This is a genomic window from Undibacterium sp. Di26W (assembly GCF_049340265.1).
In the GTDB taxonomy this organism is placed as follows: domain Bacteria; phylum Pseudomonadota; class Gammaproteobacteria; order Burkholderiales; family Burkholderiaceae_D; genus Undibacterium.
In genome coordinates, this window is the sequence record NZ_JBMPOR010000013.1 from 95722 (window position 1) to 115569 (window position 19848).

Consider the following 19848-nt stretch of genomic DNA (forward strand, 5'->3'; position numbering starts at 1 on the left):
ATGCACCTCCCTCACGGGAGGTGCTGTTTTCAGCATGCACTACATCTTATGTATACCACTATGCACAAGCCAAGTAAAACCGGATATGTAGAATATGCATTTACAGTCGCCGCCCTGATTCTTTTGAACGCCTGCACCCCGGCGGCAACCATGCCAGGCAACGCAGAAATCGAATCTGCCGGCATACAGGCCCTGCATGCACAATCACCATCCGCACTGCAAGCCCTGACTCAATGGGCACAAGCGGGCAACCCGGTCGCCCAGCGTGAACTGGGGCTGGCCTATTCCATCGCGCCCACACATTACAATGACGCCCTGCTATGGCTGGAAAAAGCGGCGCAAGGCGGTGATGACCAGGCCCAGTTTCAACTGGCAGAAGCACACTACAAAGCACACCTGGGTTTGAAACAGGATTATGCGCAAGCATGGAAATGGTATGAAGCCGCAGCAAAAAACAAAAATGGCAAAGCCAGCTTCATGCTGGCACGCATGGCCAAATACGGGCAAGGTGTAAGGCAGGATGTGGCAGGCTCGGTCCAGTGGTTAACCATCGCCAGCCAGCAAGGCAATGCCCAGGCCATGTTCTTGCTGTCGAATGCGTATGCAGCCGGTGAAGGCGTGACACAAGACCCGCTGCAAGCCAGAAAATGGCTGGAAGAATCTGCCGAACTGGAATACCCGGTCGCCATCCAGGCGCTGGCCATGGAACTGGAAACCGGCAGCCAGCATGTTGAAAAAGACAGCCTGAAAGCCAGACACCTGATCAAGGAAGCATCCGACGAACGCCTGATGCGCTGGAACAGGTATCAGTGAATACCCTTTGCCTGCCATCGATTCGCAATCGATAGCAGGTTTTACAACATGGTGGCAAACATGGCGACGACGGCAATGGCCATCATCAGGCTGGCCAGCCAACCCAATATCTTCAAGCTGCGGGTTATCACAAACTGCCCCATGATGTCGGATCTTGCCGCCATCAGCATCATCACTACCATGATGGGGACGGAAATAACGCCATTGATCACCGCACTCCAGTACAGTGCCTTGATGGGGTCGATGGCAGTAAAGCCCAGTACTATGCCTATCACTGTCGATAGCGCAATAATGGCGTAAAACTGCTTCGCGTTCATGGGCGAACGTTCCAGGCTGTTTTTCCATTTGAATGCGCCTGCCATCGCATACGCCGATGAGCCTGCCAGCACGGGTATGGCCAGCAAGCCGGTACCTATGATGCCGGCACTAAACAGCATGAATGCAAATTCGCCTGCAATTGGGCGCAAGGCCATCGCGGCCTGGGCGGAAGTCTGTATCTCGCTGATGCCGTGCAAATTCAGTGTCACCGCCGTCGTCAAAATAATAAAGAAGGCCACCAGGTTGGAAAACGCCATGCCGATATAGGTATCGATTTTGATACGTTTCATATTGGCGGCAGCCTGCTCCGGTGCCTGCAATAAGGGTCGCGCAACGGGGTCGCCTTCCATCTCTTCTACTTCCTGAGAAGCTTGCCAGAAAAAGAGATACGGGCTGATGGTCGTACCAAATACTGCTACCACGGTGGTCACATATTCCGGCCTCCAGGACAGTTGCGGCATCAGGGCTTTTTGTATGACCTGGGACCAGGGAATCTGCACCACAAAGACGGTGGCCACATAGGCCAGCAAAGCTAGCGTCAGCCACTTCAACAGCCGCACATAGCGCCGGTAAGGCACAAACACCTGCAGCAGCAAAGAGATAATGCCAAAACCCACCGCATACCAGTGTGCCCTGCCACCGATCAACAGTTTCAGCGCTTCGCCCATGGCAGAAACATCTGCCGCGATATTGATGGTATTGGCAACCAGCAGCAGGCTGACAATGGCATACAGCAGCCAGGCAGGATAATGGCGACGGATATTGGTCGCCAGGCCATGGCCGCTGACCCGCCCGATACGTGCACTGACGACCTGTATGCCCACCATTAGTGGATAAGTGAACAGCACCGTCCACAGCATATTGAAACCAAACTGTGCCCCAGCCTGGGAATACGTGGCAATGCCGCTGGGGTCATCGTCCGCCGCACCGGTAATCAGGCCCGGCCCCAGTTTTTTCAGCCAGGATGTCTCAGTTGTCTGCGTTGCTTTGATAGGGCTTGAAACAGTCATGAACAGAAGTAAAATAACGGCAAAACGACAGTAAAATTACGGCAGGAAAATGACGGCAACAAAGCGCTGGCGCGATAGTTTCATAGTATGGTTGGGCATATTAACTGATAGTGCACTATGCGCAACCCGGGCAGCGCGATCCATATCAACGCTGTTTCAACGTAATATCAACGCCAATTCCCCGATAGCCAGTAAAACGGCTGGCTGAATCGAATATCGGTTCACCACTGACCTGCAGGTATTGCATGCTGCTATCTGCCCTTTTGCGGCTATAAATGAAATCCAGAAAAGGGCGACGGTTTTTGATGTTGGCGTCCAGTTGCGCGTGCTCTTCCACATTCCAGCCAGGCAAACCAGCGGGCGATATGCCCTGCATCTGGTCATCTACAATGCCCAGCATTTCAAACACCGGGCCAGACACACTGGTGAAATTACCCTGAACATCTTGTTCCCAATAACAGTCGGTAGACAATTGAGTAAAACTTTTGAACCGGGCTTCGCTTGCACGTAATTCTGCAGTGCGCGCCATGACCAATTCTTCCAGGCGCAGATTATTGGCTTCCAGTTTTTGATATAGCAGCCTGACTTCCAGCATATTGCGTATGCGTGTTTGCACCACAATCAAATCAAAAGGCACGCTGACAAAATCCCTGACGCCAGCGAGCAAGGCCTGCATTTGCTGGCTGGTGTCAGCAGTGACCACCAAGACTGGCAAATAGGGTTCCTGTTCCAGCTCTCTTAGCAAATCGATGACTTCAAAACCATCCATGGATGGCATTTGCAGATTCAGCAAAATCAGATCATACCGGTGTGCCCCATGCAAGACAGCGACGCCCTGTGGGTCCAGGGTCGAACTGACGGCGGTATATCCAGCCGTGAGCAACATCTGCTCCAGCAGTACCACATTGGCTTCCTGATCATCCACAATCAAGATTTTGGCACTCAGTATTTCAACCGCATCCAGCATACATTCTTTCAAAAAAATATCATTTAGAACTCAACTCTATAGCCATGAGATGGTCCCCATGATTTTTCTAAAAGAAAAAAGCAAGATCGCTATGTTGATTCCGGTAAAAATCCAAACACTCTCATAAACCTATACGGTTCACCAATACACCCATTTTGCGTACCTGTGGCAAAGACACTACCGTAGCCACCACAGATTGATCGCCCTGACGTTGCCTGACATCGCATAAAAGGCGCGCAAATTCCTTCTTGACGACTTCATAGCATTCACAAACATTTTCTTCCAGGCCGCCCCGGTCCACCACCGTAATATGACCACGACGGTAGCGGATATAGCCAAAGGTCTGCAGCTTGCCGGCAGCCTCGGTCACACCTTCGCGTCGCACTCCCAACATATTGGCGATCAATTCCTGCGTGATCGTCAGTTCATTGGTGGGCATGCGATCCAGGGTTAGCAACAGCCAGCGGCACAATTGCTGCTCTACCGAATGATGGCGATTGCACACCGCAGTCTGCGACATCTGGGTAATCAGTGCCTGCGTATAGCGCAACAACAGCCGCAATACGGGGCCGGCACGATTAAATTCGTCCATCAAGACCTGTGACTTCAGGCGATACCCATATCCGCCAGTCTGTACCACCGCCCGGCTGGGTGTGGAATCCCCTCCCATAAAAAGTGAAATACCCACCACCCCTTCATTGCCGACACCGGCAATTTCAGATGAACCTCCGTTTTCGAGCAAATAATGCAGGGAAACAATGGACGTCGTCGGGAAATACACATACTGCAACTTGCCACCCGATTCATACAAGACATCCCCCAAGGACATGGGGACCAGTTCAAGATAAGGTGACAAGCGGTTGAATTCAGTATCCAGCAAAGCTGCTAACAGGTAATTCTGGTTCGGATCATTGGTGATGACCATATCAAGCTCCTGCTTTTCATGATGAATAAGAGGAGGAACACGCACACTATTGCTCTGCGCACAATATTCCGCTTGATTAATTGTAAAACACTGATAAATTCCATGTCTGTTCGATATCACACATATAGAAAAAGAAACACGACAATTCCTCCTCCTGCCATCAGCACAAGAGCAAATAACAAAACAAGACTAACCACATTGCTAAAAATGCCGTCATTAATCCGCTACGGGACAAACTATCGCAGCTTTAAAGGAATTTCTTTGTGTGCTAGCGCACAGACCGCCCCGATTTACTCTGGGGTCTGAATGAAACTGATTTTATTCAGTTGTTAGTATGGCCATTATTTACATGGCCAATGACTGGAGATTTGCCGGCACTACGTGGGTCAGATGGTCCTAATACTTGCAAAGGATCACCAGGCGAAATGTCGGACAGCAAACGGTCAAATTCATGCTTCACGACGGCATAACATTCGCAGACCACTTTTTCCAGGCCAGGGCGATCTATGACATCGATCTTGCCACGGCTATAGTTGATCAGCCCCAATCTTTGTATATTGCCCGCAGCCCCAGTAACGCCTTCACGCCTGACGCCCAACATATTGGCGATGAGTTCCTGTGTCATGGAAACCGAATCCGAGGGTAAGCGATCCAGGCTCAGCAATAACCAGCGACACAGTTGTTGCTCGATGGAATGATGGCGGTTACAGACGGCAGTCTGGGTCATCTGTGCGATCAAGGCCTGGGTATAGCGCAACAGCAAACGCAGGAAGGGGCCAGCGCGATTAAATTCATCTTTGAGGAATTGGGACTGCAAACGATAACCAAAACCTGCACATTGGACAACCGCACGGCTGGGCGTGGTTTCCCCACCCATGAACAGTGAAATGCCAAGTATGCCCTCATTGCCGACAATGGCAATTTCAGCGGATGCGCCGTTTTCAAGCACATATAACAGGGAAACAATGGAAGTCGTCGGGAAATACACATAATTCAAGGTAGCACCGGCCTCATACAGCGCCTGCCCTAAAGGCATGGTTACCAGCTCAAGATGGACGGCAATACGTTCAAATTCTGCATGCGGCAGTGCCGCCAACAAATGATTTTGCAAAGGGTTGTGGAGGATGGTCATGGGTAGGCTTTTTACTGCCATCCCGGAACGGAACGACATGGATTGGTTAGACTGGAGTATCTACCTACAGAGTAGCAGGATTTGAGCCGGTGTATGTGCGCCATCACTCATATACAGACTCGTATAGCCAAGTCTTATTATCCGCTGGCGTGAATGGGGACACACGGGACCGTGCGAAACCATGTGGGAGCATGCAGAATCACGCCAACGCAAAACACATCCATAAGGGAATTTACTGTAAAGGAATATCTGACAGCAGGCGATCAAACTCTTTTCTGATCACCATATAACATTCGCAGGCTACTTCTTCCAGCCCAGGCCGGTTCAGCACCATGATAGCGCCACGACTGTAACTGATCAAACCTGCACGCTGCAGGCGCCCGGCAGCTTCTGCCACCCTTTCACGCCTGACCCCCAGGGAATTGGCAATGCGTTGCTGGGTAATATGCACGCTGTCAGATGACAAATGGTCGAGACTTAACAAAAGCCAGCGACACAATTGTTGCTCCACCGTATGGTGCAGGTTGCAAATGGCGGTCTGCGTCATCTGCGTAATCAGGGCCTGGGTGTAACGCAGCAACACCCGCAAGAGCGGGCCAGCACGGTCAAATTGTATTTTTAAAATCGGCCCTCGCAAGCGATAGGCATGGCCTTCACTTTGAACCACGGCACGATTAGGAGTGGTATCGCCGCCCATGAACAAGGAAATGCCGACCACACCTTCTTTACCGACAGCAGCAATATCGGCTGCCACCCCATCTTCCAGCACATACAGCAAAGATACTATGGCCGTCGTCGGGAAATAAACGAATTGCTGCTTCACGCCTGATTCATACAGCACATCGCCAGTGGCCATCAACACCAATTCGAGCCCGGCCGCCAGAGCACTAAACTCAGCAGCAGGTAAAGCAGCAAGCAGATGATTTTGTAAAGGGCTGTGAAGTTGAAGCATTCGCGTTTTTAAGCCCTTGGTTCTGGTAACGTTTCTGTATTGCGTGAGTGCAAGCAGATTTCTGACCAGAGGCTATCACGTGATGTAAATTTTCTATGCGCGCTTGCGCACACAACTCACCCCATAAACGTAATTAAATTGAAATAAATCACGTCGATATTCAATTCGCTTCACAAAGAGTGCGGAACAGGCATGATTCGCTGTTTTCATTGCATGGTCGGACTGAAAGGTAAAAGTCCCGGAGCAGAGTACAAAGGTTACAATAGCGGATTGTGAATCGCTGTTTCGTTTTATCGTGAATAACCTTGCAATACCTTCGCGCCGCGTCTCTGTTGCCCCCATGCTCGACTGGACTGACAGACATTGCCGCCAATTCCATCGCCATATCACCCGTCATACCTGGCTCTATACCGAGATGGTCACCACCGGAGCCCTGCTGCGCGGTGATGCACAACGTCATCTGGAATTTAATCCGGACGAACACCCTGTTGCCCTGCAACTGGGCGGAAGTGAAACCGCTGACCTGACACAATGCGCCAAAATGGCGGAGGAATGGGGTTACGACGAAGTCAATCTGAATTGCGGCTGCCCTTCTGAACGCGTGCAAAAAGGAGCCTTTGGTGCCTGCCTGATGTCTGAACCACAGTTGGTGGCAGACTGCGTCAAGGCTATGAAAGATGCCGTATCCATCGATGTGACGGTGAAGCACAGGATAGGTGTCAATGATGTCGATTCCTACGAATTCATGCGTGACTTCGTCGGTACGGTGGCAGAAGCTGGCTGCCAGACTTTTGTCGTGCACGCCAGAAATGCCATCCTCAAGGGACTGACCCCGAAAGAAAACCGCGAAATCCCACCGCTGAAATACGATTACGCCTACCGCCTGAAACAAGAGTTTCCACACCTGGAAATCATCCTCAACGGCGGCATCAAAACGACCGAAGACATGGATCTGCATCTGCAACATGTGGATGGCGTCATGATAGGTCGCGAGGCTTATCACAACCCGTATTTCATGGCCAGTTTTGACGCCCACTTTTATGGCGACAACAGCCCGGTCAAAACACGCGAAGAAATCATCACCTGCATGGTGCCTTACATACACCGCCAGTTGGAACTGTATGGCAATGATGGCAAAGGTCTGCGCCTGAACACCATCGTGCGCCACATGCTGGGCCTGATGACAGGCCTGATAGGTGCGCGCAGCTTCAGGCAAATTCTGTCTGACAGCAAAAAACTCGCACTCGGCAATCCAGAATTATTGCTGGAAGCCGTCGCACGCATGCAGCAAGTTGCCTTGCAAGAAAAAAACCGCGAAGAGCAGTTTTCCGAATAAACCCCAGCGACCGTCCGTCATCACTCCTGATCCAAAAGATTCAGGAGAGAAGCCCGTTTTGTCTGTATCAAACTGTAGAGAAACGTATAAATTGTAAAGATTCATGTAACGCTAAGCCCCTGTTTTATGTCCTTATCAGTACATACGTAAGAATTTGTAATAGCTTGTCAGCAGGGGCAAACGCAGGAATATATTGACCCTGTTTTCTCGCACGATCCTTCAACTCACTACGACAGTGAGGTTGCCTACGCAATCACTTGCGTAGGCTTTTTTATTTCAACACCTCTCTGTCGATATACAGGAATCCAGATATGCTGCACAAAACCTCCATCAATTTCGTTTTTGCTTTGGGTATGGTTTTTTCACCCTTACTTGCTCAACAGGCGCATGCCACCCCCATCATGGATTTGCGTTTCGATGGCCTGCTGGCAAAAGCAAATGAACTGAAGAAAGAATTGAACCTGAATGCCAACCAGCAAGTGCTGTGGCAACAGACAGAAAACAAACTGCAAGCCATGCGCCGCCAGCGCGATATCCGCCGTGAACGCATGCAGGTAGAGCTGGAACAACGCCTGGAACAAAACAATGTCGAATTGCGTGAGCTGACACCGCAAATCGAACAGGAAGAACAAACCACCGCGCAAGAAAATAAACAGATGCGTGAACTGGTGCTGAACATCAACGACGCACTGGACGACAAACAGCGACAAATGCTGCAAATGTTCATGTTATCGTCGTTGAGAGCAACGCAGGACCCAGACAAAATGAAACGCCCTGAATCCGGCGAAGGTGGCAAGCAAAAAGGCGGCATGGGACGCCAGCGTGGTGGTGGCATGGGTGGTGGAATGGGCGGGGGTAGCATGGGCGGCGGAGGCTAAAGCAAGTCCAGGGCAGCCTGTCAATAAAGAAAGCATTGCCAAAAAGCCCGTTTCCTCGTATAATGCGGAGCTCTCTTGCGCTACAAATGCAAGGTTGTAACACAGTGGTGGCCGTAGCTCAGTTGGTAGAGTCCAGGATTGTGATTCCTGTTGTCGTGGGTTCGAACCCCATCGGTCACCCCAAGAATTTGCTAATTAAATCAATTGGTTAGCGTAAAAAGCCTAGTTTAAACACTAGGCTTTTTTGTTTTTTTTGCTTAAGTCCTGCTAGGTCAACAATGCAGTAGCTGTTTACAACATGGTAATAATGGCAGCAAGAAACGCCAGATTAAGAATGACCGTAGCAAAAAAGGCGTGTCTGAAAGAGGTCTTCTGTGTTTTATGCCGAAAAACGCTTTGTGCCACGATGGCACCCGGCCAGCCACCTGCCAGCCCGCATAGCAGCAAGCTGCGTTCGGAAATTCTGGGGCCACGCTTGGCGGCAGCAGATTTGTCGATGGCGTACATGCATAGCGTGACCAGGCTCATGACGGCATACACCATAAGCAGCAGGCCGGGCAACAAGAAACGGGGATCAACAGCAGGCATAAGCAGCAATTCGCCCCATCAGGGCACAGCGTTAAAAATGCAGATTATTACATGCCCAACATGACAGCCATCACAACATTCTGGCCAGCAGTGCTTTTTCATATCTGGCACCCAGCGGAATGCGGACCTTATGCCCTGCCCCACCGATGATGTTTAAGGATTGATTATCGCTATTGCGCATTTCTGCCAGCCGGATAATTTCATTGCCATTTGGTGAGATGATTTCTATCTCATCGCCGACGGCAAAACGGTTTTTGACTTCGACTTCTGCCCAGCCATCTGCCACCCGCAAAACCTGGCCTACATACTGGCTGCGATGCGCCTTTGAAACGCCTTCCATATAGTTTTGATGTTCTTGCGTATGGTGGCGCTGATAAAAACCGTCGGTATAACCGCGATTGGCGAGGCCATTCAATTGGCCCAACAGGTCGGTATTAAACGGACGACCGGCCACTGCATCATCAATCGCACGTCTATAGGTTTGGGCGGTGCGGGCGTCATAGTACAAGGACTTGGTGCGGCCTTCGATCTTCAGTGAATCGATACCGATTTTAGCCAGGCGTTCCACATGTTCTACGGCGCGCAAGTCTTTTGAATTCATGATGTAGGTACCATGTTCATCTTCAAGTATTGGCATGAACTGGCCAGGTTTGCCGCCTTCTTCTATCAAGTAAGGGCGATCAGCCAGGGGATGACGCGGCAGGTCGCCCATGGCGGAAAAAGATTGATTGGCTTCTTCCAGCGCTTGCTGGTAATTGAATTTGATACTCTCGACCGGGATACGTGCCAGGTCACCGGTTTCATTTTCGGTGGCGTTTTCTACCTTGTAGTCCCAGCGGCAGGAATTGGTGCAGGTGCCCTGGTTGGGGTCGCGGTGATTGAAATAGCCGGATAGCAGACAGCGGCCAGAATAGGCGATGCACAAGGCACCGTGGACGAACACTTCCAGTTCCATATCCGGGCATTGCTGGCGGATTTCTTCTATTTCATCGAGCGATAATTCACGCGACAGGATGACGCGGGTCAGGCCCATCTTTTTCCAGAATCTGACATCCGCCCAGTTGACGGCATTCGCCTGCACTGAAAAATGCACTGGCACTTCTGGCCATTTTTCGCGCACCATCATGATCAGGCCGGGGTCAGCCATGATGAGGGCATCGGGGTTCATGTTGATGACGGGTTCCATATCGCGCAGATAGGTTTTCAGCTTGCTATTGTGCGGGAAGATATTGCTGGCGACAAAAAACAGTTTGCCACGCGCATGGGCACCATCTATGCCTTGCTGCAATACATCAAGGGTAGAGAATTCATTATTGCGTGCACGCAGGCTATAGCGTGGCTGCCCTGCATAGACCGCATCGGCACCAAAGTCGAAAGCGGCATGCATTTTTTCCAGCGAACCGGCGGGCAAGAGAAGTTCAGGGGCTTTGACGGGAGTGGCAATCATGGCGGGTTATCCGAAAAGAAAAATGTCCGCGATTGTATAACCGCGCCCTGCCCCTGCAAAATTTACCTTCCCGCTATTTGATGCAGATCAATCATCGCGCATGGCCGTCAGCTCATTGAAAACCAGGGCAACCAGTACCACAGCACCGCCATAGATGCTGGCAGTGGCAGGCACTTCACCGGCCCCCAGCCAGGCCCAGATGGGGGCCAGCAAGACTTCCAGCAAAGACAGCAAGGCGATTTCTGGCGCAGTCAGGCTGCCGGATGCTTTAACCATCAGCATGCAAGGAAAGCCCAGCTGGAAAAAACCCAGGATGGCCAGAATAATAATGTCATGCAACGAGGCATGAAACGGCCAGGCGAATGGCAGCATCAGCAGTGCAGAAATGGTGCCGCCCATAAACACGGCAGGCACCAGGTCAACCGCATGCCCACCTTTTTTCAGAATGATGACATTGGCCGATGCTGCCAGCGGTATGCCGAACGCAATCAGCATGCCCAGCAAGCCACGGCTGTCAACTTCTGAAATACTGCCGATAAACATCCAGCCCATGCCGACGCAGGCAGCAGCAATCGCCCACCAGGTACGGGCAGGGATTTTCTGGCGCAATACCAGCCAGGCCAGCAAAGCGGTAAATAAGGGCGAGAGGCTTTCCATGACTGAGGTATTTGCCACCGTGGTCATGGTCAGCGCAATCATGAAGCAGCTATACATGGTGGCCCACATAAAGCCGGACAAGATGCCCAACTTGCCCAGCAGGCGCAGACGCGGGATAAAGGCCCACTTGTATTGCCTGAGCATGACGCCGGCAATGAACAGGGCAGCAAAAAAACTGCGCCAGAACGTCACTTCAAAACCACGTGCCACTTCCAGGTGGCGGGTAAATACACCGGCGATACTCCACAAGGTCGCGGCGCAGATCATCAGTATCACCGCTTTGCGATGCGTCATTTTATGTTGCATTTTGATCCAAATAAAAAAACCCGTTTGGCTCTGGCATACAGCAAGAGCGAAACGGGTTGATATTGACGCGGCACTGCCGCGTCAATAAGCAGGGATTACGCTACCTCGCGTGATGCCTTTTTACGTTCGTGCTCTTTCAGGAAGCGCTTGCGCAGACGAATGCTCTTAGGTGTGACTTCAACCAGTTCATCATCGTCAATAAATTCAACCGCGTATTCCAGGTTCATCTGGATAGGTGGAACCAGGCGCACCGCTTCATCTGTACCGGAAGAACGAACGTTGGTCAATTGCTTGCCCTTGATCGGGTTCACTACCAGGTCATTGTCACGGGAATGGATACCGATGATCATGCCTTCGTATACTGGGTCATTGTGGCTGACGAACATACGGCCGCGATCTTGCAATTTCCAGATAGCGTAGGCAACTGCTGCGCCATCATCTTGCGAGATCAGTACGCCATTACGACGGCCACCAAGTTCGCCTTTGGAATTGTCGACTGGTGCGTATTCATCAAACACGTGGCTCATCAAACCTGTACCGCGTGTCAGTGTCATGAATTCGCCCTGGAAGCCGATCAGGCCACGCGCAGGAATACGGTATTCCAGACGAACACGACCTTTGCCGTCCGGTTCCATGTTTTGCAGGTCACCACGACGACGACCCAACTCTTCCATGACGCCACCCTGGTTGGCTTCTTCTACGTCTACAGTCAGGTTTTCATAGGGTTCGTGACGTTCGCCATCGACCATTTTGAAGACCACACGTGGACGGGATACAGCCAGCTCGAAACCTTCACGACGCATGTTTTCGATCAGGATGGTCAGATGCAACTCACCACGACCAGACACTTCATAGGTGGAATCATCACCTTCAGCCTGCACCACGCGCAAGGCCATGTTGGATTTCAATTCGCGGTCCAGACGATCACGGATCTGACGTGTGGTCACGAATTTGCCTTCACGACCAGCCAGTGGGGAACTATTCACCATGAAGTTCATGGTCAGTGTAGGTTCATCGATTTTCAGCATAGGCAGGCCATCTGGTACATCCGGGGCGCAAATGGTGGAGCCGATACCGATTTCTTCAATACCGTTGATCAGCACGATGTCGCCAGCCAAGGCTTCGTCAACCAATACGCGATCCAGGCCCTGGAAAGTCAGTACCTGATTGATACGTGCCTTGGTTGGCTTGTCGTCAGGACCGTTCATCCAGACGACGTCTTGCAATGCCTTGACGCGACCGCGCAGGATACGGCCAACGCCGATTTTACCAACGTAGGAAGAGTATTCCAGAGAAGTGATCTGCAATTGCAGCGGGCCATTCGGATCATCTTCACGCGCAGGAACGTGTTTCAGGATAGCGTCGAACAAAGGTTCCATGTTGCCTTCGCGTACGGAATCTTCCAGACCTGCATAGCCTTTGAAACCGGATGCATACACGATAGGGAAATCGAGTTGTTCATCGGTTGCGCCAAGTTTGTCGAACAGTTCAAAAGTCGCATTGACGGCTTTTTGTGGGTCAGCGTTTTCACGATCGACTTTGTTGACGACAACGATAGGTTTCAAACCCAGTGCCAGCGCTTTGCGCGTCACAAAACGCGTTTGCGGCATTGGGCCTTCTTGTGCATCAACCAGCAGCAAAACGCTGTCCACCATGGACAAAACACGCTCTACTTCACCACCAAAGTCAGCATGGCCGGGGGTATCGACGATGTTGATGTGTGTGCCCTTGTATTCAACAGCACAGTTCTTGGACAAAATGGTGATACCGCGCTCTTTTTCGATATCATTCGAATCCATCACACGGGCATCAACCTGCTGGTTGTCACGGAAAGTACCGGACTGACGCAATAACTGGTCAACCAGAGTGGTTTTGCCGTGATCGACGTGGGCGATAATGGCGATGTTACGAATAGCGCGTTTTGTAGTAGACATGATAGCGTTCTTATGGGGTAAATCGGATAACCTGCGATTATAACATGCTGCAGCGCAAAAGTAGAAAAACTCCTATTATTTCAAGGAGTTGCTACCGCGCGATGACAAATTCAATGCTCAGTGACAATCAGGCGCTCTGGCGCAAGGATGCCGTATTCCTGCAACTGAGCAGAACCCAGCAGTTGTCTGTCCGTTTCACGATAGACGCGAACGCGGCCAGTTTCAATGGGTAATGTGACTTCTTCTTTGTTTAATGCCAGGCGTTGCCCATGCAAAAACCGGCGCGACAGTTCGTCGTTCAGGTAGACAGGGGCAAAACTGGACAATAAGGCATCGACCGGGTCCAGCAAGGCCAGGCGTTCTGCTTCGGGCAGGCTTTCAAGATGCGCCAGGGTAATGGATTTCTCCAAAACAAGATGGCCGACGCCTATGCGTCGCAATTCTTTCAGATGGGCACCACAGCCCAGCGTGGCGCCTATGTCTTCACCCAGCACCCGCACATAGGTGCCTTTGCTGCATTTGACCTTCAGGCTCAGGAAAGGTGCCTCATAGGCCAGCAATTCCAGCTCATGAATGACGACACTGCGCGCTTCACGTTCCAGCGTGATGCCGGCACGCGCATATTCATACAGGGGCTTGCCATCGCGCTTGAGCGCTGAATACATGGGTGGCACTTGCTGTATGGGGCCGGTGAATTGCTGCAATGCCTGCTGGATTTGTTCCAGGCTGACATCCACCGGTTTTTCTTCCAGCACCTCACCTTCGGTATCGCCGGTTGTGGTGGTGACGCCAAGATGTACCACGGTGGTATAGGTTTTATCTGCTTCCAGCAAATCCTGGGAAAACTTGGTGGCTTCACCAAAGCACAAAGGCAGCAAGCCGGTGGCGAATGGGTCCAGCGTGCCGGTATGCCCGGCTTTGGCGGCATTCAAAAAACGCTTGGCCTTGATCAGGGCATCATTGCTGGAAAAACCAACCGGTTTATCCAATAGCAATACACCGTGCACAGGCACGCGCTTTCTTTTTATCTGCGGAGTCGTCATGTTGTCAGCAGCCCGTTGCCGGGCCGCGTGCTGATATCAAGTCTTTGGTCAAGTCTTCGGTCAGTCTTCGCCGTCGTCTTTGGCGCGGGTGGCGTTGGCTTCATCGATCAGTTTTGACATGGCCATGCCACGGATGGTGGATGTGTCATGCACAAAATGCAGTTGCGGCAAGGTATGGATGTGCAGACGCAGACCCAGTTGATTGCGCAGGAAACCGGATGCCTTGAGCAGGGCTTCAATGGTGTTCTTGATCGCAACAGGGTCATCTACCAGCGTGGTGAAATACACCTTTGCATGCGCGTAATCGGGGGTCAGTTGCACTTCTGTCAGCGTGATCATGCCTACACGCGGGTCTTTCAGTTCAGACCAGATAATTTCTGCCAGGTCACGTTGAATCTGGTCTGCTACACGCAGGCCGCGACCGGGGATATTTTTGCTATGTTTTGCCATAATTTTCTTACATCTCCATAAACCACAACCCCGGAACTGGTCCGGGGTTATCTTGAGTTACAGAGTACGTGCTATCTCTTGTACTTCAAATATTTCAAGCTGATCACCAACCTGAATCTCGTTGTAGCCTTTCAGTGAAAGACCGCATTCCAGACCGGCTTTGACTTCTTTGGCATCGTCTTTGTAACGCTTGAGCGAATCCAGCTCGCCTGTCCAGGTAACCACGTTGTTGCGCAGCAAACGGACAGAAGAGGTGCGCCTGACCATACCGTCGGTAACCAGACAGCCGGCAATCGCGCCAACCTTGCTGACCACGAACACCTGACGAATCTCGACCATACCAATGATCTGTTCGCGTTTTTCTGGTGCCAGCATGCCGGACAAGGCTGCTTTGACTTCATCTACTGCATCGTAAATGATGTTGTAGTAGCGGATGTCAACGCCGTTCGATTCTGCCAATTTACGGGCAGATGCATCGGCACGGGTATTAAAGCCGATAATGACTGCCTTGGAAGCAACTGCCAGGTTGACGTCTGATTCGGAAATGCCGCCAACTGCTGCATGCACCACCTGTACACGTACTTCGCTGGTCGACAACTTGACCAGGGATTGCACCAGTGCTTCTTGCGAACCCTGTACGTCGGTCTTGACGATGATAGGCAGGTTCTTGACTTCGCCTTCGCCCATGTTTTCGAACATGTTTTCGAGCTTGGCTGCCTGCTGTTTCGCCAGTTTGACGTCACGGAATTTACCTTGACGGAACAAGGCGATTTCACGCGCTTTGCGTTCGTCAGCCATGACCATCACTTCTTCACCGGCGGACGGCACTTCTGTCAGACCTTGAATCTCTACCGGGATGGATGGACCAGCCTCGGCAATATTCGCGCCATTTTCATCCAGCATCGCACGGACACGGCCATAAGCAGAACCGGCCAATACCACGTCACCACGCTTCAAGGTACCGGACTGCACCAGGATAGTGGCAACAGTACCGCGACCTTTATCCAGACGCGCTTCGACGACCAGACCTTTGGCAGGTGCATCTTTCGGTGCTTTCAGTTCCAGCACTTCAGCTTGCAGCAAGACGTGTTCCAGCAGGGAATCAATACCCAGACCAGTTTTTGCCGATACTTGCACGAATGGTGAATCACCACCGTATTCTTCAGGCACGACGCTTTCAGCGATCAATTCTTGTGTCACGCGATCTGCATTGGCACCTGGCTTGTCAATTTTATTGATAGCCACCACCAGAGGCACGCCAGCTGCTTTCGCATGGGCAATCGCTTCTTTGGTTTGCGGCATGACACCATCATCCGCAGCCACTACCAGAATAACGATATCGGTCGCCTTGGCACCACGGGCACGCATCGCGGTAAACGCTTCATGGCCTGGTGTATCAAGGAAGGTGATCATGCCACGCGGTGTTTCAACGTGGTAAGCACCAATATGCTGGGTAATGCCGCCGGCTTCACCAGACGCGACTTTGGCGCGACGGATGTAATCCAGCAAGGAAGTTTTACCATGGTCAACGTGACCCATGACAGTCACTACCGGTGCGCGCGGGAAGGATTCATATTCACCGTGCTCAGTGGTATCCGTCAGCATGGCTTCAGGATCATCCAGTTTTGCAGCAAAGGCTTTATGACCCATCTCTTCCACCAGGATCATTGCTGTTTCCTGATCAAGTACCTGGTTGATGGTGCACATCTGGCCCAGTTTCATCAAATGCTTGATGACTTCGGATGCCTTGACCGCCATTTTGTGTGCCAGTTCAGCCACTGTCAGGGTTTCTGGTACAAACACATCTTTGACGATGGCTTCTACCGGCACCTGGAAGTTGGATTCGCGGTCATCATGGTGGTTGTTGCGACGGCCTTTAGGGCCACCTTTCCAGCCATCACGGCCACCGGAAGTATCACCACGGGTTTTCAGGCCACCGCCGCGTTTTTTCGCAGCGTCGTCCTGCCAGGTGGAAGACACGTTGGCAGATTTGATCGCCTTCTTGTCAGCAACGGCTGGTTTCTTCTCGTCTTTTTTCTCTGCAGGTGCGCCCGGCTTTTTCTCTGCGACTTTTTTGTCAGCAGGTTTGTGCAAGGTGCCTTCAGCAACTTTAGGTGCGGCAGCAACAACCGGTTCCGGTGCTTTCGCCGGACGGCGTGCTGCATTCATCATTTCTTTAATTTGCGCAACTTCATCCGCCACTGCTTTGCGGGCTTTTTCAGTTGCAGCAGCGCGCTCAACCGCTTCTTTGACGCCGGTCGCTGCTTTTTTCTTCGCGTCTTCTGCATCCAGACGTTTTTTATCTTCGTCCACCGCAGCTTGCACTGGCTTCACATCCGCAGACTTGGCATCTGGCGATTTGACGTCAACGGTCTTGGCAACCGCAGCAGCCTGTTCCGCTTTCACTCGTTCAGCTTCGGCCTTGGCGGCTTCTGCCAATTCAGCTTCACGCATGGCTTGCGCCTGGGCTTCTTTTTCAGCTTCCAGCTTGGCCAGACGCTCTTGCTTTTCAAGCAGTTCTGCTTCCTGACGTGCAATCAGTTCTGCTTCGCGACGCGCTTCTTCTTCATTGCGTGCCTGTTCTGCAGCATCAACTACCGGTGCTACGCCCGGTGTTTCATCAGCAGGGGCATCATCACGTTTGACGAAAGTACGTTTTTTACGCACTTCAACCTGAATGGTACGAGATTTCCCAGTAGCATCCGCCTGCTTGATCTCGGTCGTTTCCTTACGAGTCAAGGTGATTTTTTTCTTTTCTGTGTCCGCAGATACGCCGTGGGAACGACGCAGATGCTCAAGGAGCTTATCTTTGTCTTCCTTTGTCAGCGAATCTGAGGTCGAGCTCTTACTGACGCCCGCCGCACGCAATTGCGTGAGCAGCAAATCTGCTGACATCTTCAGCTCGGTGGCAAATTGGGCTACATTGTTACTCGCCATTCAGTCCTCTTTTTCTATGTGCGCGTTATGAGATTCAAACCCGTGAATTACTTAGCTTCTACGAGTTTCCAGGCTTTGGCTAACAACGCCTTGGCCTGATCATCATATTTAGCGTCGATGAGTTTCATCTCATCATCAGTCACATCTTCAAATGCTTCTTTAATCAATTGACGGGCGCGGTCGGCAGACAATGCCAGGATCGCGCCAAATTCGTCATATGCCAAACCGGCAAAAGCTGCCAGTGTCTTGATACCAACCAGACCCAACTTACCTGCGGTGACACGGGTCATGCCTTCGAGGTTGACCAGTTCATCATCCATGCCTTCCAGACCTTCTTCGGAAGCAATCGCTTCTGTCAGCAGGGCATCGCGGGCACGGTTACGCAACTCATTGACGGTATCTTCGTCAAAGGCTTCGATTTCCAGCATTTCACTGATCGGTACGTAAGCAATTTCTTCCAGGCTGGAGAAACCTTCATCTACCAGGATGTCGGCGACTTCCTGATCGACGTCGAGTTTTTCCATGAACAGGCTGCGGATACCGGCGGTTTCTTGCTCGGCTTTATTGGCAGACTCTTCAGCTGTCATGATGTTGATTTGCCAGCCCGTCAATTCAGCTGCCAGGCGAACGTTTTGTCCGCTGCGGCCAATCGCGATTGCCAGGTTTTCTTCATCGACGACTACGTCCATGCCGTGTTTTTCTTCATCGACCATGATGGACGAGACATTCGCCGGGGCCAGTGCACCGATGACGAATTGCGCCGGGTCTTCAGACCACAAGACGATATCCACACGTTCGCCACCCAGTTCGCCAGTCACGGCCTGCACGCGTGAACCACGCATGCCGACGCAAGTGCCGATAGGGTCTATGCGTTTGTCGCTGGTGTACACGGCAATTTTTGCACGCACACCAGGGTCACGCGCGGCGGACTTGATGATCAGGGAACCTTGTTCGATTTCTGGCACTTCCAGCTCGAACAATTTCATGATGAATTCTGGCGCAGTACGGGACAAGATGACTTGCGGTCCACGTGCATTGCGGTCTATGCGCAGGATATAGGCACGGACACGGTCACCAACACGCAGATTTTCTTTAGGGATCATCTGGTCACGTGGCAGACGGGCTTCGATCTTGCCGGATTCAACCACGGCTTCGCCACGTTCCATACGCTTGATGGTACCGGTTACCAGTGAATCACCACGTTCCAGGAAATCCGCCAGGATCTGTTCACGTTCCGCATCGCGGATACGCTGCAAGACAACCTGTTTGGTATCCTGGGCAAAACGGCGACCAAAGTCTACCGATTCAATTTCTTCTTCGATGTAGTCATCGACCTGGATTTCAGGATCATCTTCGACTGCTTCAAAATGCAGGATTTCCTGATCCGGCAATTGCAGGCCTGCTTCATCAGGCACTACATGCCAACGACGGAAAGAGCGGAATTCACCAGTATCACGGTCGATTTCTACGCGAATATCAACCTCACCGGGAAAACGTTTTTTTGTCGCTTGCGCCAAAGCATGCTCCAGCGATCCGAAAACAACCTCTTCATCGACGTTCTTTTCACGCGCCAGCACATCCACCAATAACAACAAATCACGACTCATGCTTTGCGACTCCTAAAATCCACTTGCGGCACGAGGCGTGCCTTATCCACATCGGCGAGCGTAAACTCCAGCATGGCCGACCCATCTTTTACTTCAAATTCGAGCTTCAGATTTTCACCTTCGGGCTCGTGCAAGACGCCTTCGAAAGTTTTGCGATTTGGCGTGCCCGGCATGGGCATACGCAATTTCACATTGGCTTTCTCACCAGCAAAGCGCACATAGTCAGCGACTTTTTTGAGCGGCCTGTCGAGACCGGGAGAAGAAGTCTCCAGGCGACTGTAATTGACGTTTTCAACCGTCAGCACATGCGATAACTGGTGACTGACTTTTTCGCAGTCTTCCACCGTGATATTGCCGCGCTCAAGGTCTTCCGGTAAAAAATCAATATAAACCCGGAACAGACCGCGCTCGGCCTGCTCAAAGTCCACCAGATCGTATCCGGTACCATTGACGGTTTTCTCTATCAAATCCAACAAAGCCAAACTTATTCTCCGAAAAACACTGCTTCACATTTCACAAACCAGGTCAGCATGCACCACCAAAAAACC

At 51.6% G+C, this 19848-nt stretch carries 17 protein-coding genes and 1 tRNA gene; 4 read left to right on the top strand and 14 right to left on the bottom strand.

Features of this window, described 5'->3' with window-relative positions:
* Window positions 1–60: 60 nt before the first annotated feature.
* Window positions 61–813 carry a tetratricopeptide repeat protein gene (locus tag ACO0LM_RS16265; RefSeq protein ID WP_423038312.1) on the top strand — a complete coding sequence of 251 codons (753 nt, stop codon included), beginning with the start codon at window positions 61–63 and terminating at the stop codon, window positions 811–813.
* A 41-nt stretch (window positions 814–854) separates the two neighbouring features.
* Here the strand turns inward: ACO0LM_RS16265 and ACO0LM_RS16270 are convergent, their stop codons facing one another.
* The 5 genes from ACO0LM_RS16270 to ACO0LM_RS16290 form a co-directional block, all read right to left on the bottom strand.
* Window positions 855–2141 carry an NRAMP family divalent metal transporter gene (locus tag ACO0LM_RS16270; RefSeq protein WP_423038313.1) on the bottom strand — a complete coding sequence of 429 codons (1287 nt, stop codon included), beginning with the start codon at window positions 2139–2141 and terminating at the stop codon, window positions 855–857.
* Between the two features lie 145 nt (window positions 2142–2286).
* The gene (locus ACO0LM_RS16275) at window positions 2287–3120 is read right to left on the bottom strand and encodes a response regulator (RefSeq protein ID WP_423038314.1); all 834 of its coding nucleotides are present in this window, start codon (window positions 3118–3120) and stop codon (window positions 2287–2289) included.
* 109 nt (window positions 3121–3229) lie between these two features.
* Window positions 3230–4033: a Crp/Fnr family transcriptional regulator gene (locus ACO0LM_RS16280; protein WP_423038315.1), complete on the bottom strand. Its 804-nt coding sequence runs from the start codon at window positions 4031–4033 to the stop codon at window positions 3230–3232.
* Between the two features lie 322 nt (window positions 4034–4355).
* Window positions 4356–5165, bottom strand: coding sequence for a Crp/Fnr family transcriptional regulator (locus ACO0LM_RS16285; protein ID WP_423038316.1), 810 nt, complete (start codon window positions 5163–5165; stop codon window positions 4356–4358).
* 232 nt (window positions 5166–5397) lie between these two features.
* Window positions 5398–6117, bottom strand: coding sequence for a Crp/Fnr family transcriptional regulator (locus tag ACO0LM_RS16290; protein WP_423038317.1), 720 nt, complete (start codon window positions 6115–6117; stop codon window positions 5398–5400).
* A 295-nt stretch (window positions 6118–6412) separates the two neighbouring features.
* On the opposite strand from ACO0LM_RS16290, the gene dusA reads away from it, so the two are divergent.
* The 3 genes from dusA (at window position 6413) to ACO0LM_RS16305 (ending at window position 8514) form a co-directional block, all read left to right on the top strand.
* Window positions 6413–7453, top strand: coding sequence for a tRNA dihydrouridine(20/20a) synthase DusA (dusA, locus tag ACO0LM_RS16295; RefSeq protein ID WP_423038318.1), 1041 nt, complete (start codon window positions 6413–6415; stop codon window positions 7451–7453).
* A gap of 311 nt (window positions 7454–7764) precedes the next feature.
* On the top strand, window positions 7765–8331 hold the full coding sequence (locus tag ACO0LM_RS16300; RefSeq protein WP_423038319.1) for a hypothetical protein: 567 nt from the start codon (window positions 7765–7767) through the stop codon (window positions 8329–8331).
* A gap of 107 nt (window positions 8332–8438) precedes the next feature.
* A tRNA-His gene (locus ACO0LM_RS16305) sits at window positions 8439–8514 on the top strand.
* Window positions 8515–8622: 108 nt separating this feature from the next.
* Here the strand turns inward: ACO0LM_RS16305 and ACO0LM_RS16310 are convergent.
* The 9 genes from ACO0LM_RS16310 to rimP all read right to left on the bottom strand — a co-directional run bounded on the left by ACO0LM_RS16310 (window position 8623) and on the right by rimP (window position 19782).
* The gene (locus ACO0LM_RS16310; protein WP_423038320.1) at window positions 8623–8919 is read right to left on the bottom strand and encodes a DUF1294 domain-containing protein; all 297 of its coding nucleotides are present in this window, start codon (window positions 8917–8919) and stop codon (window positions 8623–8625) included.
* A 70-nt stretch (window positions 8920–8989) separates the two neighbouring features.
* On the bottom strand, window positions 8990–10366 hold the full coding sequence (gene yegQ, locus ACO0LM_RS16315) for a tRNA 5-hydroxyuridine modification protein YegQ (protein WP_423038321.1): 1377 nt from the start codon (window positions 10364–10366) through the stop codon (window positions 8990–8992).
* An 87-nt stretch (window positions 10367–10453) separates the two neighbouring features.
* Window positions 10454–11317, bottom strand: a complete 864-nt coding sequence (locus tag ACO0LM_RS16320) for a DMT family transporter (RefSeq protein WP_423038322.1) — start codon at window positions 11315–11317, stop codon at window positions 10454–10456.
* A gap of 107 nt (window positions 11318–11424) precedes the next feature.
* A complete protein-coding gene (gene typA / locus ACO0LM_RS16325; RefSeq protein ID WP_422987552.1) occupies window positions 11425–13263 on the bottom strand; it encodes a translational GTPase TypA in 1839 nt (612 codons plus the stop codon).
* 110 nt (window positions 13264–13373) lie between these two features.
* Window positions 13374–14306 carry a tRNA pseudouridine(55) synthase TruB gene (truB, locus tag ACO0LM_RS16330; RefSeq protein WP_423038323.1) on the bottom strand — a complete coding sequence of 311 codons (933 nt, stop codon included), beginning with the start codon at window positions 14304–14306 and terminating at the stop codon, window positions 13374–13376.
* 60 nt (window positions 14307–14366) lie between these two features.
* The gene (gene rbfA, locus ACO0LM_RS16335) at window positions 14367–14756 is read right to left on the bottom strand and encodes a 30S ribosome-binding factor RbfA (RefSeq protein WP_422987550.1); all 390 of its coding nucleotides are present in this window, start codon (window positions 14754–14756) and stop codon (window positions 14367–14369) included.
* Between the two features lie 57 nt (window positions 14757–14813).
* Entirely contained in the window at window positions 14814–17693 is a 2880-nt protein-coding gene (infB, locus tag ACO0LM_RS16340) for a translation initiation factor IF-2 (protein WP_423038324.1), read from the bottom strand.
* 47 nt (window positions 17694–17740) lie between these two features.
* Window positions 17741–19300, bottom strand: coding sequence for a transcription termination factor NusA (nusA, locus tag ACO0LM_RS16345; RefSeq protein WP_422987548.1), 1560 nt, complete (start codon window positions 19298–19300; stop codon window positions 17741–17743).
* Window positions 19297–19782, bottom strand: a complete 486-nt coding sequence (gene rimP, locus ACO0LM_RS16350) for a ribosome maturation factor RimP (protein WP_186949349.1) — start codon at window positions 19780–19782, stop codon at window positions 19297–19299. Before rimP ends, nusA begins: the two co-directional genes overlap by 4 nt.
* Window positions 19783–19848 lie beyond the last annotated feature (66 nt).

Coding starts and splice junctions, on each gene's coding strand:
- nusA (WP_422987548.1), bottom strand. CDS start 19,300: ATGAGTCGTGATTTGTTGTTATTGGTGGATGTGCTGGCGCGTGAAAAG.
- ACO0LM_RS16265 (WP_423038312.1), top strand. CDS start 61: ATGCACAAGCCAAGTAAAACCGGATATGTAGAATATGCATTTACAGTC.
- truB (WP_423038323.1), bottom strand. CDS start 14,306: ATGACGACTCCGCAGATAAAAAGAAAGCGCGTGCCTGTGCACGGTGTA.
- yegQ (WP_423038321.1), bottom strand. CDS start 10,366: ATGATTGCCACTCCCGTCAAAGCCCCTGAACTTCTCTTGCCCGCCGGT.
- ACO0LM_RS16280 (WP_423038315.1), bottom strand. CDS start 4,033: ATGGTCATCACCAATGATCCGAACCAGAATTACCTGTTAGCAGCTTTG.
- ACO0LM_RS16290 (WP_423038317.1), bottom strand. CDS start 6,117: ATGCTTCAACTTCACAGCCCTTTACAAAATCATCTGCTTGCTGCTTTA.
- rbfA (WP_422987550.1), bottom strand. CDS start 14,756: ATGGCAAAACATAGCAAAAATATCCCCGGTCGCGGCCTGCGTGTAGCA.
- ACO0LM_RS16310 (WP_423038320.1), bottom strand. CDS start 8,919: ATGCCTGCTGTTGATCCCCGTTTCTTGTTGCCCGGCCTGCTGCTTATG.
- typA (WP_422987552.1), bottom strand. CDS start 13,263: ATGTCTACTACAAAACGCGCTATTCGTAACATCGCCATTATCGCCCAC.
- ACO0LM_RS16285 (WP_423038316.1), bottom strand. CDS start 5,165: ATGACCATCCTCCACAACCCTTTGCAAAATCATTTGTTGGCGGCACTG.
- infB (WP_423038324.1), bottom strand. CDS start 17,693: ATGGCGAGTAACAATGTAGCCCAATTTGCCACCGAGCTGAAGATGTCA.
- ACO0LM_RS16300 (WP_423038319.1), top strand. CDS start 7,765: ATGCTGCACAAAACCTCCATCAATTTCGTTTTTGCTTTGGGTATGGTT.
- ACO0LM_RS16270 (WP_423038313.1), bottom strand. CDS start 2,141: ATGACTGTTTCAAGCCCTATCAAAGCAACGCAGACAACTGAGACATCC.
- ACO0LM_RS16320 (WP_423038322.1), bottom strand. CDS start 11,317: ATGACGCATCGCAAAGCGGTGATACTGATGATCTGCGCCGCGACCTTG.